This is a genomic window from Pseudomonas entomophila, assembly GCF_018417595.1.
GTDB classification, from domain to species: domain Bacteria; phylum Pseudomonadota; class Gammaproteobacteria; order Pseudomonadales; family Pseudomonadaceae; genus Aquipseudomonas; species Aquipseudomonas entomophila_C.
On sequence record NZ_CP070982.1, the window covers coordinates 39,276 to 65,646 of the forward strand.

Here is a 26,371-nt window from a genome sequence, read left to right on the forward strand (position 1 = left end):
CAGTCCCTGCAATGTGGAATTTTCCCTACACAACTAGCAAAAATGCTAGGTCACGTCCGCACGTTTTCAGCGACGAGCGCTGCGCACACCCTCAGCCAGCTGCGAGCACAGGCTCAGCACATCTTTCACCGCCTGACCGGCATCCTTGGCCTGGGCGATCTTGTCGACCAGCGCCGAACCGACCACCACACCATCAGCCAGACGGGCGATAGCTGCAGCCTGTTCAGGCGTACGGATACCGAAACCAACACTGATCGGCAGATTGGTATGCCGGCGCAGGCGGGCAATGGCCTCGGTCACATGCTCGGTAGTCGCCGAACCCGCGCCCGTCACACCTGCAACCGACACGTAGTAGACGAACCCGGAGCTGCGCTCCAGCACGCGCGGCAGGCGCGCATCGTCGGTGGTCGGGGTGGTCAGGCGGATGAAGTCGATGCCTGCGGCCTGGGCCGGGGTGGCCAGCTCGGCGTCGTGCTCCGGTGGCAGGTCGACGATGATCAGGCCATCGACGCCGGCCTCTTTCGCCTCGGCGACGAACTGCGCCACACCGAAACGGTGGATCGGGTTGTAGTAACCCATCAGCACGATCGGCGTGGTCTGGTTATCGACACGGAATTCGCGAACCATTTGCAGGGTCTTGGCCAGGGTCTGGCCGGCTTCCAGGGCGCGCAGGGTGGCGAGCTGGATAGCCACGCCGTCGGCCATCGGGTCGGTGAACGGCATGCCCAGCTCGATCACGTCGGCACCAGCCGCTGGCAGGCCCTTGAGGATCTGCAACGAAGCGTCGTAGCCCGGGTCGCCAGCGGTGACGAAGGTGACCAGGGCGGAGCGGCCTTCGGCCTTGAGTTCGGCGAAGCGTTGTTCGAGACGGCTCATGCCTGTTTCTCCTGGGCGGCCATGTGGTTCATCACGGTTTGCATGTCCTTGTCGCCACGACCGGACAGGCAGATCACCATCAGGTGGTCCTTGGGCAGCTTCGGCGCGCGCTTGATCGCTTCGGCCAGGGCGTGGGAGCTTTCCAGCGCCGGGATGATGCCTTCCAGGCGGCAGGTGGCGTGGAAGGCGTCCAGGGCTTCGTCGTCGGTGATGCTGACGTACTCCACGCGCTTCACTTCGTGCAGGTAGGCGTGCTCCGGGCCGATGCCGGGGTAGTCGAGGCCTGCGGAGATCGAGTGGGCGTCGGTGATCTGGCCGTCGTCGTCCTGCAGCAGGTAGGTGCGGTTGCCGTGCAGCACGCCCGGCACGCCGCCGTTCAGGCTGGCCGCGTGCTTGTCGGTGTGCACGCCGTGGCCGCCGGCTTCGACACCGATGATCTGCACGCTGGCATCATCGAGGAAGTCGTGGAACAGGCCCATGGCGTTGGAGCCGCCGCCGACGCAGGCGATCAGGCTGTCGGGCAGGCGCCCTTCCTTCTCCTGCAGCTGGGCGCGGGTTTCCTTGCCGATGATCGACTGGAAGTCACGGACCATCGCCGGGTACGGGTGGGGACCTGCCACGGTGCCGATCAGGTAGAAGGTGTCGTCGACGTTGGTGACCCAGTCGCGCAGGGCCTCGTTCATGGCGTCCTTGAGCGTGCCGGTACCGGCAGTGACCGGGACGATCTCGGCGCCCAGCAGCTTCATGCGGAACACGTTGGCCTGCTGGCGCTCGATGTCGGTGGCGCCCATGTAGATCACGCAGGGCAGGCCGAAGCGCGCGGCGACGGTGGCGGTGGCCACGCCGTGCATGCCGGCGCCGGTCTCGGCGATCAGGCGTTTCTTGCCCATGCGCTTGGCCAGCAGCACCTGGCCGATGCAGTTGTTCACCTTGTGCGCGCCGGTGTGGTTGAGCTCTTCACGCTTGAAGAAGATCTTCGCGCCGCCGCAGTGTTCGGTCAGGCGCTCGGCGAAGTACAGCGGGTTGGGGCGGCCGATGTAGTCGCGCTGGAAGTAGGCGAGTTCTTCGAGGAACTTGGGGTCGGCCTTGGCGGCTTCGTACTCGCGGGCAAGATCCAGCACCAGGGGCATCAGGGTTTCGGCCACGTAGCGGCCGCCGAACGAGCCGAACAGGCCGTTGGCATCGGGGCCGGCGCGGTATTGGGTCTGGGTCATGGGGCGCTCCATAGGCGGTGTAGAGGTTGGGATCGTGTTGGCTTCTTCGCGGGTAAACCCGCTCCCACAGGTACGGTGTGGCGCTCGGCATCTGTGGGAGCGGGTTTACCCGCGAAGGGACCGGCACTGGTCGATGGGCTTTACTCTACCCACGACATGCCCCGCTGAAAACCGATAAGATTGCGCAAACCTGTCAGGAAAACTCACAAGTAAAATGGCCCATGACCTTCCTCCCCTCAACGCCCTGCGGGCCTTCGAGGCGACCGCCCGGCTCAATAGCGTCAGCCAGGCGGCCGAGGCGCTTCATGTGACTCACGGCGCTGTAAGCCGACAGATCAAGGTGCTCGAGGAGCATTTGGGCGTGGCGTTGTTCGTCAAGGATGGTCGTGGCGTCAAACTCACAGATGCCGGTGTACGCTTGCGCGATGCGAGCTTCGAAGCGTTTGACCGTTTGCGCAGTGTCTGCACCGAGCTTTCCCGCGACGCTGACGAGGCGCCGTTCGTTCTTGGCTGCTCCGGCAGCCTGCTGGCGCGCTGGTTCATCCCGCGCCTGGGACGTTTGAAAGCCGACCTGCCAGAGTTGCGCCTGCACCTGTCGGCGGGCGAAGGCGATCTCGACCCTCGCCGCCCGGGGTTGGACGCACTGCTGGTGTATGCCGAGCCGCCGTGGCCGGCGGACATGCAGGTGCACGTGCTCGCCGAAGAGCGCATCGGCCCGGTGATGAGCCCGCACTTCGAAGGCTTCGATCGTTTGAAAGCCGCGCCAGCCGTGGCTTTGCAACGAGAGGCAGTGCTCCACACCACCTCGCGTCCACAGGCCTGGCCGACCTGGGCGCAGCAGCATGGCATCGAGCCTGGCGCGCTGAGTTACGGCCAGGCATTCGAGCATCTGTACTACCTGTTGGAGGCGGCAGTCGCGGGGCTTGGCGTGGCCATCGCGCCACAACCGCTGGTGGCGGACGACCTGAAAGCCGGACGGCTGGCCGCGCCATGGGGTTTCTCCCCCACCCGCGCGGCGCTGGCCTTGTGGGTGCCCCGGCGCGCCGCCGACGGGCGCGCCGAGCAGCTGGCGCAGTGGCTGCGCCGGGCGTTGCAGCAGCAGGCGGGTTAGTCGCGACGGCACATCAGGTAGGCGGCCAGCAGGCCCAAGGCGCCGATGGCCACGCCAGCGGTGGTCCAGGGGTGTTGCTGGGCGTAATCGCGGGTGGCGACGCCGGTCTGGCGGGTGCGGGTCTTTACCTGCGAGTAGGCATCGCTGAGCAGGTTGCGCGAATGCTTGAGGGCGTTCTCGGCATTGCCGCGCAGCGCCTTCATGGTTTTGTGTGATTCTTCCGAGGCATCGTGCTTGAGGTGCTCCAGCGTCTTGAGCAGGCTCTCGATCTCCGCTTCCATGCTTTCCAGCGAGGCGTTGCGCAGCGAGTTGTGGGCCATGGTGACTCTCCTTCGCGGTGGTGGGCTGTAAGAGTTGCGACTGCGCAAGCCGGCGAAAGTGCGATCGGATTTTGCGCTGCTAGGCTCAGTTGACACTTCACCGTTAGGAGAACACTGATGTCCGATCATCACACCTACAAGAAGATCGAGCTGGTCGGGTCCTCGCCCACCAGCATCGAAGAGGCGATCAACAATGCCCTGGCCGAGGCTGGCAAGAGCATCAAGCACCTGGAGTGGTTCGAGGTGGTCGATACCCGCGGGCATATCCGCGACAACAAGGCTGCGCACTTCCAGGTTACGTTGAAGGTTGGGTTCCGGATCGCCAACAGCTGAAACCAGGCTGGGCTAGGCTTGCCCGGCGTGATGGAGTAAACAAGGTGCCAGGGCGCGGGCTTCGCGCCCTTTTCGTCTTTGATCTGTACAAGGAAAGCGATCGATGAAGAAGTTGATGCTGGCTGTGGGGCTGATGGTGTTGGCCGGTGGCGCGATGGCGGCGGGCAAGCCGTGCGAGGAGCTCAAGGCGGAGATTGCAGCGAAACTGGATGCCAAGGGTGTGAAGGGTTACACGCTGGAGATCGTCAAGAAGGGCGAGCCGGCGGGCAAGGTGGTTGGCACCTGCGAGGCTGGGCGCAAGGAGATTGTCTACCGGCGTGGTTGATGTGGTGGATGCTTCGCGGCTAAAGCCGCTCCTACAAAGACACTGCCGTCTGTAGGAGCGGCTTTAGCCGCGATGTAAGCGACGCGGTGATTGGCACCGGCTATGCCGGTGTTCGCGGCTGAAGCCGCTCCTACAGGGCCTGCGCCATCAGTTCATAGGACCTGACCCGGTCGGCATGCTCATACAGGTCGCAGGTGAAGATCAGCTCGTCCGCCCCGGTCTGCTCCAGCAGCACCTCCACCTTGGCCCGCACCTTTTGCGGGCTGCCAATCATCGCCAACCCCAGGAAGCTGCTCACCGCATCGCGCTCATGGGGCAGCCACAATCCGTTCATGCTCTCGACCGGCGGGCGCTGCATCAGGCTCTGGCCACGGATCAGCGCGAGGATGCGCTGGTACACCGAGGTCGCCAGGTACTCGGCTTTCTCGTCGGTTTCGGCCACCACCATCGGGATGCCCAGCATCACGTAGGGCTTGTCCAGCGTCGTCGAGGGTTTGAAGTGGTCGCGGTAGATGCGGATCGCCTCGTGCATGTAGCGCGGCGCGAAGTGCGACGCGAAGGCATAGGGCATGCCGCGCATGCCGGCCAGCTGCGCGCTGAACAGGCTGGAGCCGAGCAGCCACATCGGCACTTCGGTGTCGTGGCCCGGTACGGCGATGACCTTTTGGTCGTCGGTGCGCGGCCCCAGGTAGCGCGACAGCTCCTCCACATCATCCGGGAAGTCGTCGGCGCTGCCGGAGCGTTCGCGGCGCAGGGCGCGGGCGGTCATCTGGTCGGAACCGGGGGCGCGACCCAAGCCTAGGTCGATGCGGCCCGGATAAAGGCTGGCCAGGGTGCCGAACTGCTCGGCGATCACCAACGGTGCGTGGTTGGGTAGCATTACCCCACCGGAGCCGATGCGAATGGTCGATGTGCCACCGGCCAGGTAGCCGATCAGCACGGCGGTGGCCGAGCTGGCGATACCATCCATGTTGTGGTGTTCGGCCACCCAGAAACGGTTGTAACCGAAACGCTCGACATGCTGTGCCAGGTCCAGCGAGTTACGCAGCGACTGCGCCGGGCCGCCGTCGGCGCGCACGGGCACGAGGTCGAGGGTGGATATCTTCAGGTCACGCAGGTGCGTCATCGGAGCCTCCGCAATAAGGGGTTGGCCAGGGGCCTTTGGGACTCTGTATGGGCAGATTCGAAGGATTCAATGCCTGCGTGCATTTGCCCCGAGGCGCAACGGCGGCGGTTTCCTGTAGTCTAACCAGCGTTGGCAGCGTGTCTGCCCTGTCAGGAGCCGTTCCATGATCCGCGTAGCAATCGCCGTGCTGGTATCCCTTCTGGCCACGGCCGCACTGGCAGCCCCCAAGCCGTGCGAAGAACTGAAGGCCGAGATCGAGGCGAAGATCCAGGCGCGCGGGGTCACCTCCTACACGCTGGAGATCGTGCCCAACAGCGAGGTCAGCGACCCGAACATGGTCGTGGGCAGCTGCGATGGCGGGACGAAGAAGATCATCTACCAGAAGAACGATCGGTAGTCCGGTTCGCCGGCAAGCCGGCCCCTACAAAGATGCGTCGTATCCGTAGGGGCCGGTTTTCACGGAATGCAGAACACTTCGCTTGGCTCGTTCACCACCACTTTGCGACTGGCGTCATACAGCAGCACCTGCGGCTGCATCACCGGCGCCCGTGCTTCCAGCCGGTAGCGTTCGCCGGCCTTGAAGTCGTTGAAACGCACGGTGAGGTAGCAGGTGCGTTCGCTGGGATCGGTGGTGAAAAGACCGGAGGACACTTCGAAGTCGAAGCGCACCACCAGTTCGTGCTTGCCGGGCGTCACCTGGAAGTAGCGACCGTCATCCAGGCGCTTGCCATCGAGTCGGTCGGCCATGATGGTGCGGCCAGGGGTGATGGTGTAGAGGTCGACCCAGGCCTTGGACGGGTCGACCGGTGGCAAGGGGCTGGCGCAGGCCCCGAGTGCGCTGATGGCGAACAGCATCATGGGCTGGCGCATGGCGAAACTCCCGCTCGCGGTTCACAGCAAACAAGCATAGCGCCATTTACGGGGTTCAGCTGCGTTGGCAACCTGCCGGTTCGCCTTGGCCGAGCAGTTTCTGCTGCTGGTCGTAGAGCTTGATCCAGGGGCGAAAGCCAATGCTGCCCGCCTGCATCTGGTAGCGCTGGCCGGCTGCGAAGTCCTTGAACGTCAGGTTGAGCTGGCAGTCGCGCCACAGCGGTTCGTCCACCGCGCCGATATTGCTGGGCGTCACGGGGAACTGGTAGCGCACGGTCAGCTCGTGATTGCCGGGCTGCACCTCGAAGTAGCGGGTGTCGGCCCAGTCGCGTTCGTCCACCTGCACCGCGTGCAGCGAATCGTTGTTGCCCGGGGCCAGGTCGATCCAGGCCTGTTTCGGGTCGGGGTCTGGCAACGTGGAACAGCCTGAAAGCAGCACGAGCGTGCTGGCGGCAAACAGAGTACGCATGGCGAAGCTTCCCCTTGGCGAGATAGTCTTGGTCGCATTCGGCCGACGAGCGAGATAGACAGCCTCGATGTTTGGACTTTTTCTTTTCATGCGCTGCAGCCGTCGGGCTCTGGACCGTGTTTTCATCCGGTTTGTTCCCATGGCGGCCGCGTTCCTGCTGAACGGTTGTTCCAGCGTGGGCTACTACGGGCAGCTGGCCGAGGGTCAATGGCAGTTGTTGCGGGCGCGACAGCCAGTGGCGCAGGTGATCGCCGACCCGGCCACACAGCCTGTGTTGCGCCAGCATCTGCAGTTCGCCGAGCAGGCCCGGGTATTCGCCAGCGAGCACTTGAAGCTGCCGGAGAATGGCAGTTACCGGGTCTATGCCGACCTGAGGCGGCCCTACGTGGTGTGGAATGTGTTCGCCACCCCGGAGCTTTCCTTGCAGCCGGTGACCCATTGCTTCCCCATCGCCGGTTGCGTGGCCTATCGCGGCTATTACCGGCAGGGTGATGCCCGTGGCGCAGCGGCGTTGATGCGCCAGGAGGGGCTGGATGTCTACGTGGGCGGCGTGGAGGCTTACTCGACGCTGGGCTGGTTCGATGACCCGATCCTTTCGAGCATGGTCGGCTGGGGGGATGAACGACTGGCCACGGTGATCTTCCACGAACTGGCGCACCAGCGCTTCTACGTGCAGGACGACACCGAGTTCAACGAGTCGTTTGCTACCTTCGTTGAGCAGGAAGGATCGCGGCAATGGCGCATGGCGCGTGGGCTTGCAGCGGTCGAGGACGGGAGCGTGAAACAACGCGAGCAGTTCACCCGGCTGATATTGGCCAGCCGTGAGCGGTTGCAGGCGATTTATGCCGGGCCACTGGACGAGGTGGGCAAGCGGGCGGCCAAGCAGGCAGAGTTCGAGCGGTTGCGCCGGGAATACCGCGAGGTGCGGGATCGGGACTGGGGCGGGAATCGACGGTTCGATGCCTGGGTCTTTGCGCCGTTGAACAATGCCAAGCTGCTGCCTTTTGGGCTTTATGACCAGTGGGTTCCGGCGTTTTCGCAGTTGTTCAAGGATGTTGCTGGGGATTGGGCACTGTTCTATGAGCGGGTCGAGGCGCTGGGGCGGATGCCGATCGAACAGCGCAAGACGGCGCTTGGACGGTTGATGGCAAGGCCTTGAGATAAAGGGGCTGCAAAGCAGCCCCAATAGATGTCAGCCTGTGATGAACGCTTGATGCAGTTCGGCCAGCGTCTCGAAATGGAACGCTGGCGCCTCGGCCTCCAGTTCCTCCCGGCTGCCGAACCCGTAGCCCACCGCTACTGCCTGCAACCCATTGCTGCGCGCGCCGATCAGGTCGTGCTTGCGGTCGCCGATCATCAGGGTCTGCGCCGGGTCCAGCCGTTCTTCATCCAGCAGGTGACGAATCAGCTCGACCTTGTTGGTGCGGGTGCCGTCCAGTTCGCTGCCGTAGATCACCTTGAAGTGCTGGTCGAAGGCAAAGTGCCGGGCGATCTCGCGGGCATATTCCCACGGTTTGGAGGTGGCGATGTACAGGGTGCGGCCTTGGCCGTTGAGGGCTTGCAGCAGCTCCGGCACACCGTCGAAGACCAGGTTCTCGTAAAGCCCGGTCACCTTGAAGCGTTCGCGGTAGAAGTTCACCGCCTGCCACGCCTTGGCTTCGTCGAAACCGTAGAACTGCATGAAGGCCTGCAGCAACGGTGGGCCGATGAAGTGTTCGAGGCGGGCGAGGTCGGGCTCGTCGATGCCCAGCTTGGCCAGGGCGTACTGGATCGAACGGGTGATCCCTGAGCGCGGGTCGGTCAGGGTGCCGTCGAGGTCGAAGAGGATGTTCTGCTGGTGCATGTCGGTGGTTCCACTCGAATCTTGGGTCGACTGCTTCGCGGGTAAACCCGCTCCTACAGGGCCTGGACAAGCCTGTGGGGGCGGGCTTGCCCGCGAATGGGTCATTCCGGTTGGTCGTAGCCTTCGGCCAGGTGCTGGTCCTTGAGCTTCACGTAGTTGCCGGCGCTGTAGGGGAAGAACGCGTGCTCCTGCTCGCTCAGCAGGCGCACCTGCTTCACCGGGCTGCCCATGTACAGGTAGCCGCTGACCAGGCGCTTGCCCGGTGGTACCAGGCTGCCGGCGCCGATGATCACCTCGTCCTCGACGATGGCGCCGTCCATGATCGTGCTGCCCATGCCCACCAGGATGCGGTTGCCCAGGGTGCAGCCATGCAGCATGACCTTGTGACCGATGGTCACCTCGTCGCCGATGATCAGCGGGAAACCGTCGGGGTTGAAGGGCCCGGCGTGGGTGATGTGCAGCACGCTGCCGTCCTGCACGCTGGTGCGCGCGCCGATGCGGATGCGGTGCATGTCGCCGCGCACCACGGTCAGCGGCCAGATCGAGCTGTCCTCGCCGATATCGACGTCGCCGATGACCACCGCCGAACGGTCGACGAAGGCCCGTGCTCCCACTTTCGGCGAGTGTTGCTGGAAGGTCCGGAGGGCCATGATAGTGTTCCTCTGCAATGCCGATAGGCAGGCTGCCTGCTGCGGTCGGCGTCGATTGTAATTAAGATGGTCCCGTGTTTCTCCTGCCAAGGTACCCGAACCGTGAGTGCGAACAACCCGCTGCTGCAGTCCCATGATCTGCCGCCCTTCTCGGCAATCCGCGCCGAGCATGTGCTGCCGGCGATCGAGCAGATCCTCGCCGACAACCGCAAGGCCATCGCCGACATCCTCGAACAGCAGGGCAAGAACCCGACCTGGGCCGGCCTGGTGCTGGCGATGGACGAGCTCAACGACCGCCTGGGCGCCGCCTGGAGCCCGGTCAGCCACCTCAATGCGGTGTGCAACAGCAAGGAGCTGCGCGAGGCCTACGAGTCGTGCCTGCCTGCCCTGAGCGCCTATTCCACCGAGCTGGGCCAGAACCGTGCCCTGTTCGAAGCCTATGAAGCCCTGGCTGCCAGCCCCGAAGCCGCCGGCTTCGACGTGGCGCAGAAGACCATCATCGACCACGCCCTGCGCGACTTCCGCCTGTCGGGCATCGACCTGCCGGCCGACAAGCAGCAGCGCTACGCCGAGGTGCAGAGCAAGCTCAGCGAGCTGGGCAGCCGCTTCTCCAACCAGTTGCTCGACGCCACCCAAGCCTGGACCAAGCACGTCACCGACGAAGCGGCCCTGGCCGGCCTGACCGACTCGGCCAAGGCGCAGATGGCCGCCGCCGCCCAGGCCAAGGGCCTCGACGGCTGGCTGATCACCCTGGAGTTCCCCAGCTACTACGCGGTGATGACCTACGCCAGCGACCGCGCCCTGCGTGAAGAGCTGTACGCCGCCTACTGCACCCGCGCCTCCGACCAGGGCCCGAATGCCGGCCAGTTCGACAACGGCCCGGTGATGGAAGAGATCCTCGACCTGCGTCAGGAATTGGCCAAGTTGCTGGGCTACAAGAACTACGCCGAACTGAGCCTGGCCACCAAGATGGCCGAGTCCAGCGACCAGGTGCTGAGCTTCCTGCGTGACCTGGCCAAGCGGTCCAAACCGTTCGCCGCCCAGGACCTGGAGCAGCTCAAGGCTTATGCCGCCGAGCAAGGCACCCCGGAGCTGGCCAGCTGGGACGCCGGCTACTTCGGCGAGAAGCTGCGCGAGCAGCGCTACAGCGTGTCCCAGGAAGCCCTGCGCGCCTACTTCCCGATCGACAAGGTGCTGTCGGGCCTGTTCGCCATCGTCCAGCGCCTGTACGGCATCGAGATCAACGAGCTCAAAGGCTTCGACAGCTGGCACCCGGACGTGCGCCTGTTCGAGATCAAGGAGAACGGCCAGCACGTCGGTCGCTTCTTCTTCGACCTCTATGCCCGCGCCAACAAGCGTGGTGGTGCCTGGATGGACGGCGCCCGCGACCGTCGCCGCACTGCCGCCGGCAGCCTGCAGAGCCCGGTGGCCAACCTGGTGTGCAACTTCACCCCGGCCGCGCCCGGCAAGCCTGCGCTGCTGACCCATGACGAAGTCACCACCCTGTTCCATGAGTTCGGCCACGGCCTGCACCACCTGCTGACCCGCATCGAGCATGCCGGCGTATCCGGCATCAACGGCGTGGCGTGGGACGCGGTGGAACTGCCGAGCCAGTTCATGGAGAACTGGTGCTGGGAGCCCGAGGGCCTGGCGCTGATTTCCGGCCACTACCAGACCGGCGAACCGCTGCCCCAGGACTTGCTGGACAAGATGCTGGCGGCGAAGAACTTCCAGTCTGGCATGATGATGGTGCGCCAGCTGGAGTTCTCGTTGTTCGACTTCGAACTGCACACCACCCACGGCGACGGCCGCGGCGTGCTGCAGGTGCTCGAAGGCGTGCGCGACGAGGTCTCGGTGATGCGCCCGCCGGCGTACAACCGCTTCCCCAACAGCTTCGCGCACATCTTCGCCGGCGGTTACGCGGCGGGCTACTACAGCTACAAGTGGGCCGAAGTGCTGTCGGCCGACGCCTTCTCGCGCTTCGAGGAAGAAGGCGTGCTGAATGCCGAAACCGGTCGCGCGTTCCGCGAAGCCATCCTGGCCCGTGGCGGTTCGCGCGAGCCGATGGTGCTGTTCGTCGACTTCCGTGGCCGTGAGCCCTCCATCGATGCATTGTTGCGCCACAGCGGCCTCACCGAGGACGCGGCGGCATGAGCGAGGTAGCCGTGAGCAAGAGCAAGCGTCGCTTCATCGCCGGGGCGGTATGCCCGGCGTGCAGCGAGATGGACAAGCTGATGATGTGGAACGATGACGGCGTGCCGCATCGCGAGTGCGTGGCCTGCGGATTCACCGATACCCTCAACGAGCAAGGGTTGTCGGTGCCTTCGGAACTGGGCACGCGGGTCAACCACCTGGCGCCGAAGGCGCCGCCGGCAAAGGTGCAGACCGTGCAGTTCTTCCCCAATCCGAAGCTGAAGAAACCGGCCGAGTAAGGCCGTCATGCGGCCCGGGTGTGGTGCCCGGGCCGCCTGTTCCGCGGCACCGGGTAGTAGGTGTGCAACGCACCCAGCGCCAGGTGGCCGTCCATGCTCGCCAGACCTTCAACTGAGCGAGATGGCCCCCATGTCTTCCGATAACCCCCTCTTGCAACCCAGCGCCACGCCTGTCGACTACGCCGTGGTGACCCTGGCCAATGCCCGCGAGGCGTTTGCCCATGCCCTCACGGCCCACCGCGAAGGCATTGCCCGGATCATCGAGCAGCAGCGTGAACTGCCGACCTGGGATGACCTGGTGCTGGCGATAGATGAGCTGGATGCACAGCTCAATGCCGTGCTGCTGGCGGCATCGCCCCTGGCCTACCAAGGCGACGATTGGGTGAACCTGCTCAACCAATCCTATGGGCAGTTGCTCAGCCGATTCGATGAAAAACTGGCCAGCGCGCAATTGTGCGACCTGTATCAGCAACTGGCAGAGCGCATGGGCATGAACCTCGATGCCCATGAGCGTGCCACCTTGCAGTGGTACCGCGATGCCTTCGTCAGGCACGGCGCGCTGCTGGATGAAGCAGGTAAGCGGAAACTTGCGCAGATCAACGAAAAAATCCAGGAAATTGCCGGCATGTTTGGCGAAAACATGCAGCTGCAAGGCACTCATGTCAGCGATCCCGCCTTGCTGGCGGGGCTGCCTGTCAGGATGCGCGAAGCCTTGGCGGAGCAGGCCAGGCATCATGGCCGGTCGGGTTGGCTGATTGGCGCCGATGTCAGCTCGACCCACGCGCTGCTCGATCAAGCGGCCGACCGCAGCCTGCGCGAGGCGGTCTATCGTCGTCACCATCAGCGCGGCGTCAGCAGCGATGCGCAGCAGGACAATGGCACCCACCTGCTCAACCTGGCCCTGCAGCGTGAAAAGAAGGCGCACTTGTTGGGCTTTACCGACTACCCGGCGCTGAGCTTGCGCGCCAAGAGCGCCGGCAACCCGAAGCAGGTGCGGCGCTTCCTGCATGACCTGGCGGCGCGCATGAAACCGTTGATGATCAAGCGGCGCGAGGCATTGCAAGCGCAGGCAGAGCAGCATGGGCTCGGCGCCTTGCAACCCTGGGATCGGCGCTACGTGCAAACCCTCGATCGGCAGGCCAGACAGCTGCTCACCCTGGATACCTTCCGGGAGTTCTTCCCGTTGCCGAAAGTGATCGACGCGCTGGTCGAGCTGGTGCAGAAGCTGTTCGGGCTGAGGCTGGTCGCCGACGAAACGCCCGGCACAATGGCGGTATGGCACCCAAGCGTCAGAGCATTCGAAGTGTGGCTCGATCATGCGCTGATAGGCTATTTCTACCTGGACGCCGAGCAGTATCCCGGCAAGCAGCCCGACCTGGTGGCGACCCGTTACGTGCGTAACCGACGGGTCGATGCGGAGGGCCGCTTCCACCCCGCGGTAGTGATGGCCTTCAGCGACATCCCGCAGGGCAGCCCTGCCCTGCTCGCACCTACCGACCTGCTCAAGCTGTTCCATGAGTTCGGCCATGCCATGCATCATCTGCTGGTGCGCACCACCACCCATGTGGCTTCGGGGGTGAGCAACCTGGGCGCGGACGGGGTCGAGGTCTTCAGCAAGCTGTTCGAACGCTGGGCGTGGGATACGGACTACCTGGCGGGAATCTCGGCGCACAAGGACGACGGCCGGCCAATCGAGCGCGAGCCTCTGCAAGCCTTGCTCGCCAGTTTGCGCGGCGCGGCGCTCGAGCAAACCGCCAACGACCTGGCCCTGGCCTTGTTCGACCTTGACCTGCACGCCACGCCCAGTGATGGCAGAAGCCTGCGCCAGCGTCTGGACGAAGCGCGTGAGCGTTGCGGCTTCTGGCGGCTGGAGGAACATGAGCACCCGGCGCATGCCTTCGACCATCTGTTAAGTTACTACGACGCCGGGTACTACGCCTATGTCTGGTCGGATGTGCATGCTTTCGATCTGTTCACCCGGTTCCAGCGCAATGGCCTGCTGGATGGCACCAGCGGTGCGGCCTTGCAAGTGGCGCTACTCGACAGCGGTGCTGCCCGTCCGCTGCGCGAAGGTATGCGCGCATTCCTTGGCCGCGAGCCGAACCCTGATGCCTTCCTCGCTTGGCATGGCCTGAGCTGACCGAAGGCGCTGGCCGTTTGCTTGGGCCCCTTGTACTGTATAAAAAAACAGTACAAGGGGCCGCACATGATTCTGCCAGCACCGCAACGAGGCCGTGGCACGGTTCACAACCCGCACAACCGCTTCGCTCCACGCCTGTCGCTGGTGGAGGACGACGGCTGGCACCAGGAAGTTCCGTCCACCCAGGGCACCGAAGTGCGAGTCGAAACGGCCAGGACCATCATCAGCCGCAACACCTCTCCCGACCTGCCTTTCGACCGCGCCATCAATCCCTACCGTGGCTGCGAGCATGGCTGCATCTACTGCTACGCCCGTCCCAGCCACGCCTACTGGGATCTCTCCCCCGGCCTGGACTTCGAGACCAAGTTGATCGCCAAGACCAACGCCGCCGAAGTGCTCGAGCAGCAACTGAGCAAGCCGGGTTATGTCTGCGCGCCGATCAACCTGGGTTCCAACACTGACCCCTACCAGCCCATCGAGCGTGAACAGCAGCTTACCCGACGTCTGCTCGAAGTGCTGCTGCGCTACCGCCACCCGGTAACCATCGTCACCAAGGGCTCGTTGGTACTGCGCGACCTCGACCTGCTGGCCGAACTGGCCAACCAGCGCCTGGCGCGGGTGATGATCAGCCTGACTACCCTCGACGACGAACTCAAGCGCACCTTGGAGCCACGGGCGGCGGCGCCCAAGGCGCGCCTGCGGGCGATCCGCGTGCTGCGCGAGGCTGGGGTGCCGGTGGGCGTGCTGTGTTCGCCGTTGATCCCGATGATCAACGACAGCGAGCTGGAGCATCTCCTGGAGGCGGCCAGGGAGGCCGGGGCGCAGAGTGCGGCGTACATGCTGCTGCGCCTGCCGCTGGAGGTGGCGCCGCTGTTCGAGCAGTGGCTGCAGGACCACTATCCACAGCGCGCCGCTCATGTGCTGAGCCTGATCCGCCAGAGCCGCGGTGGTGAGCTGTACGACAGTCGGTTTGGTGCGCGGATGCGCGGTGAAGGGGTGTTCGCCGAATTGCTGGCACAGCGCTTTCGCAAGGCAGCCAGGCGGCTGGGGTTCGAAGGGCGGGAGGAGTTGGAGCTGGATTGCAGCGCATTCTGCCCGCCAGGCGGGCAGATGGCGTTGTTTTGATCAGGGTGCCAGTTACCTGGAGGCTTGCAAGCCTCCAGGCATCAAGCGTTAGCGCCAGTTGGCAGCGAGCACCGGCTGCAAGGCTTGCGCCTGCGCCGCGTCAAAGCTGGTGGCTGCCGCGCCGGGCGGCGCGAACGCCGCCATGGCCTGGACCAGTTGCTCGACATCGCGGTCCGACAGGCGCTGGCCGTTACCGGCAACAATGTTGCCGGCCCGGGCAGGCGAGCTGGCGTACCAGTCATCCAGGGTGACCTGCTGTTCACTGCCGATATGGCTGATCAGCAGGTCATCGCCCTGGTGCTGGAACCACAGCTGTTCGGGCAGCACGGGCTTGCCGAAGGTCAGGGTGCTCATGTTGCCTTTGAACGCGACTTCGGTACGGCCCTCGCCGACCTTCACGTTGCTCATGCTGCCTGTGACGACCAGGTCGTTGTGGCCCTTGCCCAAGGTGATGTCGGCAAACGAGGAGGATGACACGATGTGGTTGTCGCCATCGCCGACCACCAGTTTGCGCACCGCACCTTTGACGCTGTTGCGGCCGTTACCCAGTGTGATCTCGGCGAACGAACCCGAACTTTCGATCTGGTTGTTGCCATCGCCAACCTGCAGATTGCCGACCTCGCCTTTGACGGTGTTGTGGCCGTTGCCCAGGGTGATCTTGGCGGATGAGCCCGAACTTTCGATGTGGTTGTCGCCATTGCCGGCCACCAGCTTGTCGATCTTGCCCTTGATGGTGTTCTGGCCATTGCCCAGCGTGAGGTTGGAGAACGAGGCCGTGGTTTCGACGAGGTTGTCGCCATGGCCGGCCACCAGCTTGTCGACGCCGCCCTTGACCGTGTTGTTGCCGTCGCCCAAGGTCACCTCGGCCCTGGAGCCTGCGGCGAAGACCTGCTGGTCTTCCTTGCCGAGCAAGGTGGCCGTGGTGCCGTTACCAACCAGCACCAGGTGACGCCCGCCGTTGGCGGTCACCTGGGTGAACGAGTTGCTCAGGTTCACCGCGTACTGGTCGTCGGTCAGGGTCACGCTGTCGAATGTCGGCACGGTCAGCAGCGTCGGCTGGACCATCAGGTGCAGCACGGCGCTGGCTTCGCTGCCGGCATCGACCTTGATGTCGTAGGTCGCGCCGAGGCCGGCCAACGGTATCCCCGTCAACGAAGCCTGGGCGGGATCGAAGCTCATCCAGGCAGGCAGCGGCGAGCCGTCGGCCAGGCTGACCTGGTAAACCGGTGCCTGGTCTTTCAGCTCTTTGCCGAACAGCCCGCTCAAGGCGCCAGCACTCCAAGCCTGGCCGGCGGCGATCAGCTGATAGGCCTGGGCCGGTGAGGCGCTGGCTTGCGGCTTCGGCGCCGGGGTGGAGTCGGAGGACGTGGGGCGCTTGAGGTAGTCGCTGGCACTGATGTCCGGCACCTTGACTTCGAGGTCGCGGTGGTCGATGACCGTCGGCTTGATGTCGGGGATCTCGACAGGCCGGGTCGGAACGCTCGGATGGTCATCGAGGCGCTTGCGCAATTCCTCCATGCGGCGGTCGCTTTCCGCCATGATCTGCTCGCGCCGGCGCCTCGCTTCTTCGAAGATCGCGTCGATATCGGTGCTTGGGCGCAGGTCGACCGCAGGTCGGTCAGGGATTCTGACCTCCGGGGTTTCGATGGGCGTTGGCCGAATGTCAGGGATCTCGACCGGCCGGGTCGGTACGCTCGGGTGGTCATCGAAGCGCTTGCGCCAGTCGTCCGTGCCGCGATTGAGCAGGTCGTTCAGATCCGGGATCCGGTGGTCCGGAATGCTGAAGTCCGGAACCCGGGTATCGGGAATCTTGATATCAGGCCGCTCGATGATCGGCGTGAGCCGGTCGGGGATCTCGATAGGCTTGACCCGGTCCGGCAGCGACAGGTCGATCCCCGGCAGGCGGGTCGGCGGCAGCGCGGGCTGGCCGGTCTCCACCGGCAGGTGGGCGCTGGCGAAGATGAAGTCGCCGGCATCGAGCTGGGCCACTTCGATGGCGTCCAGGTAGGCCAGGTTGACCGGCTGAGCCGCGCCACGCAGCACGTTGGTGCTCAGTTCCACGCCATGGATCTGCGACAGGCCATTGATGGTGCCGCGGTTCTTCTGGACGATGCTCAGCTCTTCGAAACGGGTGACGCCGACCTGGCTCAGGTCGATCTTGTCGATGCCATGGCGGAAGCCGCGCAAGGCATTGTGGTAGTCACTGGCATTGAGCTGGTGGCTGATGACGAAGCGGTCCGAGGTGGCGCTGTCGTGGCTGTACACCTTGCCGGCCAGCGCGGCGACCAGTTGGCCGTCGGCGCCGCTGCTGAAGCTTACGCCCTGGCCACCGCCGTTGAGCACCACGGTACCGGCGCCGGTGCCGGTGTCCGCGTTGGGCCGGCTGCTGTCGACATAGTTGGCCGGGGCGACGAAGCGGTCCTGGAACTGGAAGTTCGCCGCACTGATGTTGCCCAGCGACTGCCCGCTCAGCAGGATGTGCTGGCCGTTGCCCAGGTCGACGCGGACATCCGCGCCCTGCTGCTGCAGGGCCAGGTCGGCGAAGGTCTTGCCGGTGAAGCCGACCAGGTCGATGACCTCCCCTTTCGCTGCCTCGAAGCGGTGCACGGTGTCCTGGCCGCCCTCGCGGCGATGGACCACGAAGAAGTCCTTGCCGCTGCCGCCGGTCAGGCTGTTGTTGCCTCGGCCACCGTCGAGCAGGGCATCGGCGTTGCCGGCCACCAGGGTGTCGTTGCCGTCACCGCTGATGAGGTTGTGCACACCGTTCGGGTTGCGCAAGGTCAGCGCCGCGCCGCCGATGCTGGCGACGCCGGTGGCCAGGTTGACCTGGACATCGCCGCTGACCGCTGCGGCGTTGAGGGTGTTGCGCCCGCCCGCGATGCCGTTGCCGGCGTCATCCAGCACGCCACGGCTGGCCTGGCCCTGCACCGCCTTGAGGTACTCGTCGGTGTAGAAGTAGCTGTCGTCCGCGCCAGCCTTGCTGCCATACAGGCGCAGGGCCCAGTTGTTGAGGGTCACCGGCTGGCCGTTGCTGGCGTCCTTGACCTCGAGGGTCCAGGTGCCGGCCGAGCGTTCGCCCCAGTCGCGAGTACTCATGAAGCTGTACTTGAAGGCGCCGGAGCGTGTGCTGCCCATGTCGGCGTCGCTGGCGCCGGACATCCCCTGCGGCACCTTGCCGGTGCGGTCGAGCAGGATGCTGCGGGTGCCATCGGGCGATACCAGGGTGACCGTGAGGTCGCCAAGGCGACCGACGCTGGCGTCCAGGTCGATCTCCACGTGCTCCACGTTCAGCCCGGCATCCATCTGCAGCGAGGTGCTCAGGCTGCCACCACCGCTCAGGGTCTTGCCCAGGGCACCGCTGCTGGCGCTGAACACGCTTTCGTCGGCGCCGGTGCTGCGGGTCATCCAGCTTTCGGCCAGGCGCACCGCGGCGCGGGCGTCCACTTCGCCAAAACCGTAGTCGTGGCTGGTGTGCATGCCGCCGCCGTTCCAGTTGCGCGCACCGTTGTCGTCCCAGCGGGTGGCACTGTCGTTGACCCGGCGGGCCGACAGCGCAAGGATCTGCTGCACGTCGCGGTAGCCCAGGTTGGGGTTGGCTTCGAGCATCAGTGCGGCCACGCCGGAGACGATCGGCGCGGCGAAGCTGGTGCCTTGCATGCTGGTGTAGTCGTTGCCGAAGGTCGAGCCGCGCTCGGTCTCCACCAGGCGGCTGGTGGACAGCACGTTGCTGCCCGGGGCCGAGACCAGCAGGCTGGCGCCGGGGTTGGAGAACGGCGTCGAGCCGATCTGCAGGGTCGACAGGTCGCCCTGGGCGTTGATCGCGCCCACTTCGATCGAGAAGCGGTTGTTGTTGGTCAGCGAGCCTTGGGCGCTGCCGCCGTGGGCGCGCTGGTTGCCGCCTGCGGTGACGATCACCGTGCCAAGGCCGCCGCGACCGTTGTGCGCGGCATAGCGGGCGTTGGCCGCCAGGGCGCTGGCGGTGTCGATGGCGCCGTTCTGCAGGTTGCTGATGGCGAAGTCGTTCTGGAAGCCCCAGCTGTGGTTGGCGACGTCGTAGTTGACCATGTTGCCCAGGCCGGTCAGGTCGTCGCCCTTGTTGGCCAGGTAGAAGCCACTGAGCTTGGCGTCATAGGCCACGCCCACGCCGCCCTGGTCGTTGCGCCCGGCCACCATCACCCCGGCGACCATGGTCGCGTGGTTGGAGGCCAGCTCCGGCAGCACGCCCTTGTCGCGCTGGGTCTTGAGCCAGGCCTGGTCGACGTTGGCGGCCAGGTCCGGGTGCTGGATGTCGAAGATTTCCGGCGCCGTGGCGAACTCGCCACCGGGCTCGAACATGGCGATGCGCACGCCCTTGCCGGTGTAGTCGTGCCACACCGGCAGCACGTTGGTGTCGCTCAGGTACCACTGCTGGGCGGCCAGCGGGTCGTTTGGCATGCCGGCATCGAGCAGGGTCACGCTGGCGCGCATCGGCGCGGTCTGGCCGCTGCCCAGGTCGACCACCGAGGCCGACTTGTTGCCCTGGGCATCGATGATGCCGTACTTGAAGCCCATCATGCCGGTGTAGCCGGCCAGCGGGGTGAACAGCACGTCACCTTGGGCGGTGAGGCTGACCGAGCCGCCGGTGGCATCGCCGACGTTGTCGATGCGCAGGCCGCCCTTGCTGTCGAGCAGCAGATCGTTGGCCAGCAGGCTGGAGGCGGCGATCAGGTGCGTGCGCTGGCGGTCGAAACGCAGGCCGTCCTTGTCCAGGCGCAGCACGTCGGCCACCGGCATGGCATTGGGGTTGGACAGGTCGACGGCGGAGATATCGGCGAAGTTGAGCTTCTGGATATTGCGCAGTTGCACGGTACCGTCGCGACCGGTCACGTTGTCGGCTACCTGGTAGCCGTTGCTGGTATGGGTGATGCGGTACTCACCGTACTTGCCGTGCAGGGTGACCAGGTTGGTGCCGCCGCCGCCGTCGATCTGTGCGTTGCCGTGACCGACCTCGATCACATCGTCAGCCGCACCGCCGTGGATGACATCGTTGCCGCCACCGGCGTGGATGATGCTGCCGCCTGCGGACGCGTAGATCAGGTCGCCGTTGGGCCCTGCATAGATCACCGCCTTGCCACTGCCGCCGATGAGCGTGTTATGGCCGCTACCGCCGACCAGTACATCGTTGCCGGCGCCGCCGATCAGGGTGGCATTGCCCTCCCCGCCCTTGATGAACACGCCGGCGCCACCGCCGCTGCGGATCACATCGTCGCCGCGACCACCCTGGGCAATGGTCAGCCCGGCCTTGGCCATGTTCAGCTCCACGCCCTGGTCACCGACGATCAGCGCCGTGTCGCGGCCACCGTTGCCGTGGATGTTCTGTGGGTTGTCGCTGGCGCTGATGACGAAGACGTCGTCGCCGGCACCGCCGATGTAGGTATTGCTGCCAGCACCACCGACCAGCCAGCTGCCGCCGGCCGCCGCAGTGAGTTGGTCATTGCCGCTGCCGCCATACAGGTTGTTCACCCCAAGGGTCGTGGCGTCCAGCTGTTCGCCCTGGTTGCTGGTGCTGCTGTAGGCGATGGTGGTGGCGCCGTCGCTGCTGGAGACCACGCGGATGCCATCGCCCTGGCGGGTGGTGGTGCTGCTTACCGGGTCGCCCAGGAAGTCCACGGCCAACGCTTCCCGGCTGGCGCCGCCGATCGTGAACGAACCCCGGGCCAGCACACGGCTGCCATCGCGGGTCTCGCCCGGCGTGCCAGAGGCGCGCACGTTGATCTGGGTGATGCCCAGTTCGGCCAGGGTCTTCAGCTCACCGCCGTCGACACGGGCGTCATGGCTGGCATCCACCCACACACGCAGCTGGTTCCAGATCGGGTCGCGGGCATCGATGATGCCATCGCCGTTGCCATCCTCGCTGGCCAGCGCGGCAAAGCCGTCTTTGAAGCGGGCCTCGCCAGCCGCGCCGTTCACGCCGGCCTTACCCTTGTAGTACTCGGAGAACATCTGGCTGACGTCCTTGACCTGGCCGCTGCCGTCGTCGATCACCAGCATGCCGGTCTTGCGGTCAGCCCAGGCGCTGCGCTTGAGCGTGCCGCTGTGGTCGGTGTCGAACAGTACCGCGTCGCTCAAGTCGGTCATGCGCACGCCTTCGCCACCCAGGTCGAGCAGCAGTGGGTCGACGTAGGTGTTGCGGGTGGTCATGGCCGACAGGCCGTTGAGGGTCACCGCGTTGCGCAGGCTGAAATCGAAGCTGCTGGTGCTGGGCTGGTCGAGGTAGAACTTCGACAGGTGGCTGTTGGGGCGGGCGTTCGGGTCCAGTTGCATTTCGCCAGGGCGGATGCCGCCGGAGGTCAGGCTGGCCATTTGCGTGGAGGCGAAGTCGGTCTTGTTGAGAATGCCGCCGAGGGCGAACACGTTGTGGGTCGCGGCGTTCTGCACATAGCCGTTGCTCACGTCCTGGCGTGCCTGGTCTTCGCCCTGGATGTGTTGCTGTGGCTTGGGCGAGGCGTCGATCTGGATCTGGATCGATTGGTTGGTGGCGGGTTGGGTGGGGGTGTCCTCACCGACGCCGAACCATTGGAAGACTTTATAGCGATTATCGGCGGCGTAGCGCTCCAGCTCTCGGGCGTACTTCCAGGTGGGAAGCATGTCCAGCTCCGTGAAACTGGACAGATACCGACTGAGCCCTGCGGCATTCTGCATGACGGCAATGGTGATGTTTTTCGCATACTCCGCGCCGTCGCCTGGAATTTGCACGAAGTCGCGACCTAGGCCGAATGCTTTAATGGGGAGTAGGTCAGCTATGGTACCGGCCCAGTTCCAGTCTTTGAGTTTCAGGTTGTGAACTGCCGATTGGACGTCAGCCTGAATGATCTCGTTGACCTCGGGGAATCCGCGCTTTTTGATAATGTGTGTGGCTACATCAATTGCCAATTGATCGGATGCTTTTTGGAAGTCGGCATCTGTCAGTGGCCGGCCGTTGGTCGCGGCAGCAAAGGCCATGGAACCACGCACCATCTCATTGAACATGGAGCCATCATTAGAATTTATCTGGCTCGCGGTTTTCAGCCAGTTGGCGGCGATCGTAAAATCTTCTTTAAGTTGCAAATCACTCGTCGCTGCCTTCTCCTGATCGACAATTGACTTCAGGTAGAGGTACATGGCGGGAAACTTACCCGTATCTCTTAGGCGTTGTACTTCAGCCAACTGGCTCTCGGAAAGATTGATTACGCTCATGCTCAGTCCTTATGTATGAGGATGCGTTCTACGAAAACTCGGACGAACTCATCGATTTCCTTGAAATTGGAAAATCTTTCATCGTACTGATACATAATCAATACGCCGTTCTGCATTCGATGCGCTAGCCACGTATAGCCCCGCTTTCGAACAATTACCCTTGAATTGTCACTGCCGTTGAAGACGTAGTTATCTTCGTTGGCGATGTTGTATACATCGTAATTTTTATCGCTTCTGCGATAACTGTTACTGTCAATCTGTGCATTGAAATCGTACCGCTCGGTCACGTAGTAGAGCCGCACATCAATAATTTCCCCTTTCCATCCAGAACCCACCGCCTGCCCCTGTGGATAGCTCAGCTGGATAGGAATTATGAGCCCGCTGATATACGAAATCGTGCGGCATTGGTCATCTGGCAAGTTGAGGTGGTAGGTAAAATCGTTTCTAGAGTCGTGCAGTGTGCAAGAAAGACAGCTATTCACCCACGCTATTGCTAAGGCGGGTATCAACCTATGAAAAAGCGTCATGGCGCGCCCTCTTTATAAAACGTGCTGCTCAAAATGATATTGGCCAGTTCTAAGCTCTAAGTTAGTGATTTGGCGTGAAACGCTGTATCCGTTTTCCAGTGTGCAAGTGCACCGATAAGTCGAAACAAGAAATTCGACAGCGTGGCTGAGACAGGCTTCGCTCACTTTGTTCCTCGTGTTCGACCATTACCGTTCCCGCAAACTCTCTTGCGCATGCTGTTGCAACGGGCTCAGGAAGTAATCGATCACCGTCCGCTGATCGGTCTTGATCTCGGCGCTCACCGCCATGCCCGGTGTCAGCGCCACGGCCTGGCCGTTGACCTGCAGGTGGTCGCTGGCCAGGCGGATGCGGCTGCTGTACACCAGCCCGCGGCGTTCGTCCTCGATGGCGTCGCGCGACACGCTCAGCACTTCGCCCTGTACCGTGCCGTAGCGGGTGTAGGTGAAGGTCTCGACCTTGACCGTCACGGCCTGCCCGACCTGGACGAAGCCGACGTCCTTGTTCTCCAGCAGTGCCTCGACCTCCACCGGCTGATCGCCGGGCACGATGACCATCAGTGCCTGGGCAGGGGTTACCACGCCGCCGACGGTGTGCACCGCCAGTTGCTGGACAGTGCCGTCGACCGGGGCCAGCAGTTGTGTGCGGGCTTCCTGGTAGCGCGCCTTGGCCAGCTCCTGGCGCAGGCTGGCAACTTTCTGCCCGGCGGTCTGCTGCAGGTCGAGCAGGCTGCGCCGGGCCTGGGCCACCACGCCTTCGCGGCGGCGGCGGGCCTCTGACTGCGCGGCGGTCGACTGCAGCACGCTGGCTTGCTGCACCTGCAGTTGGCGCTCCAGGTCGAGGCGGGCCTGTTCCTTGTCGAGGTATTCGTGGCGGGCCACGTACTGCTGCTCCAGCAGGCTCTGGTAGTCCCGGGCCAGCTGTGTGGCGATCGGCAGGGTCTTGCGCAGGCTCGCCACCTGCACCTGGGCGGCCTGGATTTCGGCGCCGCGCTGCTGGATCTCGGCATCGACCTGGTCGAGGTTGTTGCGGTATTCCTGGTACTGCCCCTGCAACCAGCGTTCGGCATCCTGCACCTGCAGCGCATCGGCATGCTCGATGTCGCCTTGCAGCCCCTGCGGTGGCTGGCCGCTGGCGATGGCCTGGAGCATCGCGCTGCTGCGCGCCACGTCGATGCGCGCGGCCAACAGTTCGCTTTCGCTGCGACGCACATCGGCGTCGGCGGTGGTCGGGTCGAGTTCGAGCAGCAACTCGCCGGCCTTCACGCGCTGGCCATCGCTGACGTGGATGGCCTTGACCACTGCTGTCTCACTGGGCTGGACCAGCTTGGTGCGCCCGCTCGGCACCACCTTGCCCGTGGCCACCGCGACCACGTCGATATGACCGAGGCAGGCCCACAGCAGGGCCAGGGCGGCAAAGCTCATGATGCTCCAGACGAACACCCGCGGCGCCGGATGCGGTGGGCGCTCTTGCAAGGCCAGGGCGGCGGGCAGGAATTCGATTTCGTGGGCGGCACGCGCAGGCGCATCGAGCGCCTTGCGTTGACGCCAGGCGTGCTGCCAGGCCTCGCGGTAGCGCTGCCAGAGGCTGGAATAGGCGGACATGGCCTCTCCTTGGTATGGGGTGGTGAGAGGATCAGCCCTGTTGCAGGCGGTGCAGCCTGGCGTAGTGCCCGGCCTGGTGCGCGAGCAGTTCGGCGTGGCTGCCTTGTTCGACGATCTGGCCGCGGTCCACCACGACGATGCGGTTGGCATCGCGCACGGCGGACAGGCGGTGGGCGATGATGATCACCGTGCGCCCCTGGCAGATCGAACGCATGTTCTGCTGGATGATGCGTTCGGACTCGTAGTCCAGCGCGCTGGTGGCTTCGTCGAAGATCAGGATGCGTGGGTCGCCGATCAGCGCCCGGGCAATGGCGATGCGCTGGCGTTGCCCGCCCGAGAGCGAGGCGCCGTGCTCGCCCACCATCGTGTCGTAGCCTTCGGCGAGTTCGAGGATGAAGTCGTGGGCACCGGCCAGGCGCGCCGCCTGCATGACGGTTTCCAGCGGGGTGCCGGGGTCACTGAGGGCGATGTTCTCGCGGATGCTGCGGTTGAACAGCAGGTTGTCCTGCTGCACCACGCCGATCTGCCGGCGCAGCGAGGACGCATCGGCCAGGGCCAGGTCCATGCCGTCGACCAGCACCCGGCCGCGTTCGGGCACATACAGCCGCTGCAGCAGGCGGGTCAGGGTGCTCTTGCCGGAGCCGGAGCGGCCGACCACGCCGATCACTTCGCCCGGCGCGATGCGCAGGCTGACCCCGCGCAGGATCTCCGAGCCATCGGCACGGTAGCGGAAATGCACTTGGTCGAACTCGATGCCACCTTGCAACGGCGGCAGTGCGCTGCGGGCCGAGGATGACAGCTCGGTGCGGGTGTTGAGGATATCGCCCAGGCGCTGCACCGACACGCCGGTCTGCTGGAAGCTGGTCCACAGCTGGGCCAGGCGCATGATCGGCTGGGCCACGCGCCCGGCCAGCATGTTGAAGGCGATCAGCTCGCCGACCGTGAGCTGGCCGTCGATTACCAGGCGCGCGCCGAGCCAGAGGGTGGCGACGGTCACCAGCTTGCCGATCAGGCCGACGCTTTCGTTGGCCAGGGTGGACAGGGTCTGGGTCTTGAAGCCCGCGGCGACATAGGCCGCCAGCTGGTTGTCCCAGCGCCGCAGGACTTGCGGCTCGACGGCCATCGACTTGAGGGTGTCGATGCCGTTGACCGTCTCGACCAGGAACGCCTGGTTTTCGGCGCCACGGTTGAAGCTGTCCTGCAGGCGCTGGCGCAGCACCGGTGTGATCAGCAGCGAAACCAGCGCGTAGAGCGGCAGCGACGCCACCACCACCAAGGTCAGCCAGCCGCTGTAGTAGAACATCACGGCGATGAACACCACCGAGAACAGCACGTCCATCACCAGGGTGATGGCGTTGCCGGTGAGGAAGTTGCGGATGTTCTCCAGCTCGCGCACCCGCGCCACCGAGTCACCGACCCGGCGCGCCTGGAAGTAGGCCAGCGGCAGGTGGATCAGGTGGTGGAACAGGCGTGAGCCCAGTTCGACGTCGATGCGGCTGGCGGTGTGGGCGAAGACGAAGCTGCGCAGGCCGCTCAGGGCGGTTTCGAACAGCATGATGCCCAGCAGGCCGATGGCGATCACGTCCAGGGTGGTCAGGCCGTGGTGCACCAGGACCTTGTCCATCACCACCTGGAAGAACAACGGTGTCAGCAGGGCGAAGATCTGCAGCACGAAGGACACCAGGGTCACCTCGCCGAGCAGCTTGCGGTGCTTGACGATGGCCGGGATGAACCAGGTGAAGTCGAAGCGCGAGGTTTCGCCGGCTACCGAGGCTTCGCTGCGAACCAGCAGCAGCTCGCCGTTCCAGCGTTGCTCCAGGGCGGCCAGGTCGATGACCTGGGGCCGTTCGGCACGCGGATCCTGGATCAGCACCTTGCCTTGGTCCATGCGGGCGATGATGAAGAAGCCGCCGTCTCGGTCCGCGGCGATTGCCGGCAGTGGTGTCTGTGCCAGGCGTTGCGCATGGGTGTCGACGCGCTTGGCCTTGAGGCCGAGCTTGCGCGAAGCCAGCAGCAGTTGAGGGGTGGCGAAGGCTTGCTGGCCATCGGTGAATTCGTGGGCCAGTTGTTCGCCGGAAGCCGCCACGTTGTGGAAACGGGCCAGCATCAGCAGGCAGATCAGCCCGGTGTCCGGGGTGTCTGTTGGGTGTTCACTCATAACGCGTCCATGCAGGCCGGGCGGCCTGGTAAAGC

Annotated in this window: 22 protein-coding genes; 10 read left to right on the plus strand and 12 right to left on the minus strand. The window is 64.6% G+C overall.

Annotation, left to right across the window (positions count from 1 at the left end):
- Nucleotides 1-66 precede the first annotated feature (66 nt).
- The gene (gene trpA / locus JYG34_RS00180) at nucleotides 67-876 is read right to left on the minus strand and encodes a tryptophan synthase subunit alpha (RefSeq protein ID WP_213659005.1); all 810 of its coding nucleotides are present in this window, start codon (nucleotides 874-876) and stop codon (nucleotides 67-69) included.
- The gene (gene trpB / locus JYG34_RS00185) at nucleotides 873-2,090 is read right to left on the minus strand and encodes a tryptophan synthase subunit beta (RefSeq protein WP_110736082.1); all 1,218 of its coding nucleotides are present in this window, start codon (nucleotides 2,088-2,090) and stop codon (nucleotides 873-875) included. The genes trpA and trpB overlap by 4 nt, the downstream gene beginning before the upstream one ends.
- A 214-nt stretch (nucleotides 2,091-2,304) precedes the next feature.
- Between trpB and JYG34_RS00190 the strand changes: the two genes are divergently transcribed.
- The gene (locus JYG34_RS00190) at nucleotides 2,305-3,201 is read left to right on the plus strand and encodes a LysR family transcriptional regulator (RefSeq protein ID WP_213659006.1); all 897 of its coding nucleotides are present in this window, start codon (nucleotides 2,305-2,307) and stop codon (nucleotides 3,199-3,201) included.
- Here the strand turns inward: JYG34_RS00190 and JYG34_RS00195 are convergent.
- Nucleotides 3,198-3,521, minus strand: coding sequence for a DUF883 family protein (locus JYG34_RS00195; RefSeq protein WP_213659007.1), 324 nt, complete (start codon nucleotides 3,519-3,521; stop codon nucleotides 3,198-3,200). The two genes, JYG34_RS00190 and JYG34_RS00195, sit on opposite strands and share 4 nt — an antisense overlap.
- A 117-nt stretch (nucleotides 3,522-3,638) precedes the next feature.
- Between JYG34_RS00195 and JYG34_RS00200 the strand changes: the two genes are divergently transcribed.
- Together JYG34_RS00200 and JYG34_RS00205 are read left to right on the plus strand one after the other, a co-directional pair.
- On the plus strand, nucleotides 3,639-3,854 hold the full coding sequence (locus JYG34_RS00200) for a dodecin (protein WP_011531496.1): 216 nt from the start codon (nucleotides 3,639-3,641) through the stop codon (nucleotides 3,852-3,854).
- 103 nt (nucleotides 3,855-3,957) lie between these two features.
- Complete coding sequence (locus JYG34_RS00205; protein WP_213659008.1) at nucleotides 3,958-4,179, plus strand: DUF1161 domain-containing protein; 222 nt, start codon at nucleotides 3,958-3,960, stop codon at nucleotides 4,177-4,179.
- Between the two features lie 130 nt (nucleotides 4,180-4,309).
- Here the strand turns inward: JYG34_RS00205 and JYG34_RS00210 are convergent, their stop codons facing one another.
- Complete coding sequence (locus JYG34_RS00210; RefSeq protein ID WP_213659009.1) at nucleotides 4,310-5,305, minus strand: LLM class flavin-dependent oxidoreductase; 996 nt, start codon at nucleotides 5,303-5,305, stop codon at nucleotides 4,310-4,312.
- 163 nt (nucleotides 5,306-5,468) lie between these two features.
- On the opposite strand from JYG34_RS00210, the gene JYG34_RS00215 reads away from it, so the two are divergent.
- Nucleotides 5,469-5,702 (plus strand): DUF1161 domain-containing protein, encoded by a 234-nt coding sequence (locus tag JYG34_RS00215; RefSeq protein WP_213659010.1) that lies wholly within the window; start codon nucleotides 5,469-5,471, stop codon nucleotides 5,700-5,702.
- Between the two features lie 59 nt (nucleotides 5,703-5,761).
- Here the strand turns inward: JYG34_RS00215 and JYG34_RS00220 are convergent, their stop codons facing one another.
- Together JYG34_RS00220 and JYG34_RS00225 are read right to left on the minus strand one after the other, a co-directional pair.
- Entirely contained in the window at nucleotides 5,762-6,175 is a 414-nt protein-coding gene (locus tag JYG34_RS00220; RefSeq protein WP_213659011.1) for a hypothetical protein, read from the minus strand.
- A 55-nt stretch (nucleotides 6,176-6,230) separates the two neighbouring features.
- Entirely contained in the window at nucleotides 6,231-6,644 is a 414-nt protein-coding gene (locus JYG34_RS00225) for a hypothetical protein (RefSeq protein WP_213659012.1), read from the minus strand.
- A gap of 88 nt (nucleotides 6,645-6,732) precedes the next feature.
- Between JYG34_RS00225 and JYG34_RS00230 the strand changes: the two genes are divergently transcribed.
- Entirely contained in the window at nucleotides 6,733-7,803 is a 1,071-nt protein-coding gene (locus JYG34_RS00230) for an aminopeptidase (RefSeq protein ID WP_213659013.1), read from the plus strand.
- Between the two features lie 33 nt (nucleotides 7,804-7,836).
- Here JYG34_RS00230 and JYG34_RS00235 read toward each other — a convergent pair whose 3' ends face one another.
- Nucleotides 7,837-8,487 carry an HAD family hydrolase gene (locus JYG34_RS00235; RefSeq protein ID WP_213659014.1) on the minus strand — a complete coding sequence of 217 codons (651 nt, stop codon included), beginning with the start codon at nucleotides 8,485-8,487 and terminating at the stop codon, nucleotides 7,837-7,839.
- A 101-nt stretch (nucleotides 8,488-8,588) separates the two neighbouring features.
- Nucleotides 8,589-9,137, minus strand: coding sequence for a gamma carbonic anhydrase family protein (locus JYG34_RS00240; RefSeq protein ID WP_213659015.1), 549 nt, complete (start codon nucleotides 9,135-9,137; stop codon nucleotides 8,589-8,591).
- A 66-nt stretch (nucleotides 9,138-9,203) separates the two neighbouring features.
- Here JYG34_RS00240 and prlC point away from each other — a divergent pair, with 66 nt between their 5' ends.
- From prlC to JYG34_RS00260, 4 genes are all read left to right on the plus strand, one after another.
- Complete coding sequence (prlC, locus tag JYG34_RS00245) at nucleotides 9,204-11,291, plus strand: oligopeptidase A (RefSeq protein ID WP_213659016.1); 2,088 nt, start codon at nucleotides 9,204-9,206, stop codon at nucleotides 11,289-11,291.
- On the plus strand, nucleotides 11,288-11,569 hold the full coding sequence (locus JYG34_RS00250; protein ID WP_213659017.1) for a YheV family putative zinc ribbon protein: 282 nt from the start codon (nucleotides 11,288-11,290) through the stop codon (nucleotides 11,567-11,569). Before prlC ends, JYG34_RS00250 begins: the two co-directional genes overlap by 4 nt.
- 130 nt (nucleotides 11,570-11,699) lie before the next feature.
- Nucleotides 11,700-13,709, plus strand: coding sequence for a M3 family metallopeptidase (locus JYG34_RS00255; RefSeq protein WP_213659018.1), 2,010 nt, complete (start codon nucleotides 11,700-11,702; stop codon nucleotides 13,707-13,709).
- Nucleotides 13,710-13,775: 66 nt separating this feature from the next.
- A complete protein-coding gene (locus JYG34_RS00260) occupies nucleotides 13,776-14,834 on the plus strand; it encodes a PA0069 family radical SAM protein (RefSeq protein ID WP_213659019.1) in 1,059 nt (352 codons plus the stop codon).
- A gap of 48 nt (nucleotides 14,835-14,882) precedes the next feature.
- Here the strand turns inward: JYG34_RS00260 and JYG34_RS00265 are convergent, their stop codons facing one another.
- Nucleotides 14,883-21,461, minus strand: coding sequence for a S8 family serine peptidase (locus JYG34_RS00265; protein ID WP_213659020.1), 6,579 nt, complete (start codon nucleotides 21,459-21,461; stop codon nucleotides 14,883-14,885).
- 204 nt (nucleotides 21,462-21,665) lie between these two features.
- Here JYG34_RS00265 and JYG34_RS00270 point away from each other — a divergent pair, with 204 nt between their 5' ends.
- Nucleotides 21,666-21,956: a hypothetical protein gene (locus JYG34_RS00270; protein WP_213659021.1), complete on the plus strand. Its 291-nt coding sequence runs from the start codon at nucleotides 21,666-21,668 to the stop codon at nucleotides 21,954-21,956.
- A 95-nt stretch (nucleotides 21,957-22,051) separates the two neighbouring features.
- Here JYG34_RS00270 and JYG34_RS00275 read toward each other — a convergent pair whose 3' ends face one another.
- The 3 genes from JYG34_RS00275 to JYG34_RS00285 all read right to left on the minus strand — a co-directional run bounded on the left by JYG34_RS00275 (nucleotide 22,052) and on the right by JYG34_RS00285 (nucleotide 26,336).
- Nucleotides 22,052-22,576: a hypothetical protein gene (locus JYG34_RS00275; RefSeq protein WP_213659022.1), complete on the minus strand. Its 525-nt coding sequence runs from the start codon at nucleotides 22,574-22,576 to the stop codon at nucleotides 22,052-22,054.
- A 186-nt stretch (nucleotides 22,577-22,762) separates the two neighbouring features.
- Nucleotides 22,763-24,178: an HlyD family type I secretion periplasmic adaptor subunit gene (locus JYG34_RS00280; protein ID WP_213659023.1), complete on the minus strand. Its 1,416-nt coding sequence runs from the start codon at nucleotides 24,176-24,178 to the stop codon at nucleotides 22,763-22,765.
- A gap of 31 nt (nucleotides 24,179-24,209) precedes the next feature.
- Nucleotides 24,210-26,336 (minus strand): type I secretion system permease/ATPase, encoded by a 2,127-nt coding sequence (locus JYG34_RS00285; protein WP_213659024.1) that lies wholly within the window; start codon nucleotides 26,334-26,336, stop codon nucleotides 24,210-24,212.
- Between the last annotated feature and the right edge of the window lie 35 nt (nucleotides 26,337-26,371).

Coding starts and splice junctions, on each gene's coding strand:
- trpA (WP_213659005.1), bottom strand. CDS start 876: ATGAGCCGTCTCGAACAACGCTTCGCCGAACTCAAGGCCGAAGGCCGC.
- trpB (WP_110736082.1), bottom strand. CDS start 2,090: ATGACCCAGACCCAATACCGCGCCGGCCCCGATGCCAACGGCCTGTTC.
- JYG34_RS00190 (WP_213659006.1), top strand. CDS start 2,305: ATGGCCCATGACCTTCCTCCCCTCAACGCCCTGCGGGCCTTCGAGGCG.
- JYG34_RS00195 (WP_213659007.1), bottom strand. CDS start 3,521: ATGGCCCACAACTCGCTGCGCAACGCCTCGCTGGAAAGCATGGAAGCG.
- JYG34_RS00200 (WP_011531496.1), top strand. CDS start 3,639: ATGTCCGATCATCACACCTACAAGAAGATCGAGCTGGTCGGGTCCTCG.
- JYG34_RS00205 (WP_213659008.1), top strand. CDS start 3,958: ATGAAGAAGTTGATGCTGGCTGTGGGGCTGATGGTGTTGGCCGGTGGC.
- JYG34_RS00210 (WP_213659009.1), bottom strand. CDS start 5,305: ATGACGCACCTGCGTGACCTGAAGATATCCACCCTCGACCTCGTGCCC.
- JYG34_RS00215 (WP_213659010.1), top strand. CDS start 5,469: ATGATCCGCGTAGCAATCGCCGTGCTGGTATCCCTTCTGGCCACGGCC.
- JYG34_RS00220 (WP_213659011.1), bottom strand. CDS start 6,175: ATGCGCCAGCCCATGATGCTGTTCGCCATCAGCGCACTCGGGGCCTGC.
- JYG34_RS00225 (WP_213659012.1), bottom strand. CDS start 6,644: ATGCGTACTCTGTTTGCCGCCAGCACGCTCGTGCTGCTTTCAGGCTGT.
- JYG34_RS00230 (WP_213659013.1), top strand. CDS start 6,733: ATGCGCTGCAGCCGTCGGGCTCTGGACCGTGTTTTCATCCGGTTTGTT.
- JYG34_RS00235 (WP_213659014.1), bottom strand. CDS start 8,487: ATGCACCAGCAGAACATCCTCTTCGACCTCGACGGCACCCTGACCGAC.
- JYG34_RS00240 (WP_213659015.1), bottom strand. CDS start 9,137: ATGGCCCTCCGGACCTTCCAGCAACACTCGCCGAAAGTGGGAGCACGG.
- prlC (WP_213659016.1), top strand. CDS start 9,204: ATGGTCCCGTGTTTCTCCTGCCAAGGTACCCGAACCGTGAGTGCGAAC.
- JYG34_RS00250 (WP_213659017.1), top strand. CDS start 11,288: ATGAGCGAGGTAGCCGTGAGCAAGAGCAAGCGTCGCTTCATCGCCGGG.
- JYG34_RS00255 (WP_213659018.1), top strand. CDS start 11,700: ATGTCTTCCGATAACCCCCTCTTGCAACCCAGCGCCACGCCTGTCGAC.
- JYG34_RS00260 (WP_213659019.1), top strand. CDS start 13,776: ATGATTCTGCCAGCACCGCAACGAGGCCGTGGCACGGTTCACAACCCG.
- JYG34_RS00265 (WP_213659020.1), bottom strand. CDS start 21,461: ATGCTTCCCACCTGGAAGTACGCCCGAGAGCTGGAGCGCTACGCCGCC.
- JYG34_RS00275 (WP_213659022.1), bottom strand. CDS start 22,576: ATGACGCTTTTTCATAGGTTGATACCCGCCTTAGCAATAGCGTGGGTG.
- JYG34_RS00280 (WP_213659023.1), bottom strand. CDS start 24,178: ATGTCCGCCTATTCCAGCCTCTGGCAGCGCTACCGCGAGGCCTGGCAG.
- JYG34_RS00285 (WP_213659024.1), bottom strand. CDS start 26,336: ATGAGTGAACACCCAACAGACACCCCGGACACCGGGCTGATCTGCCTG.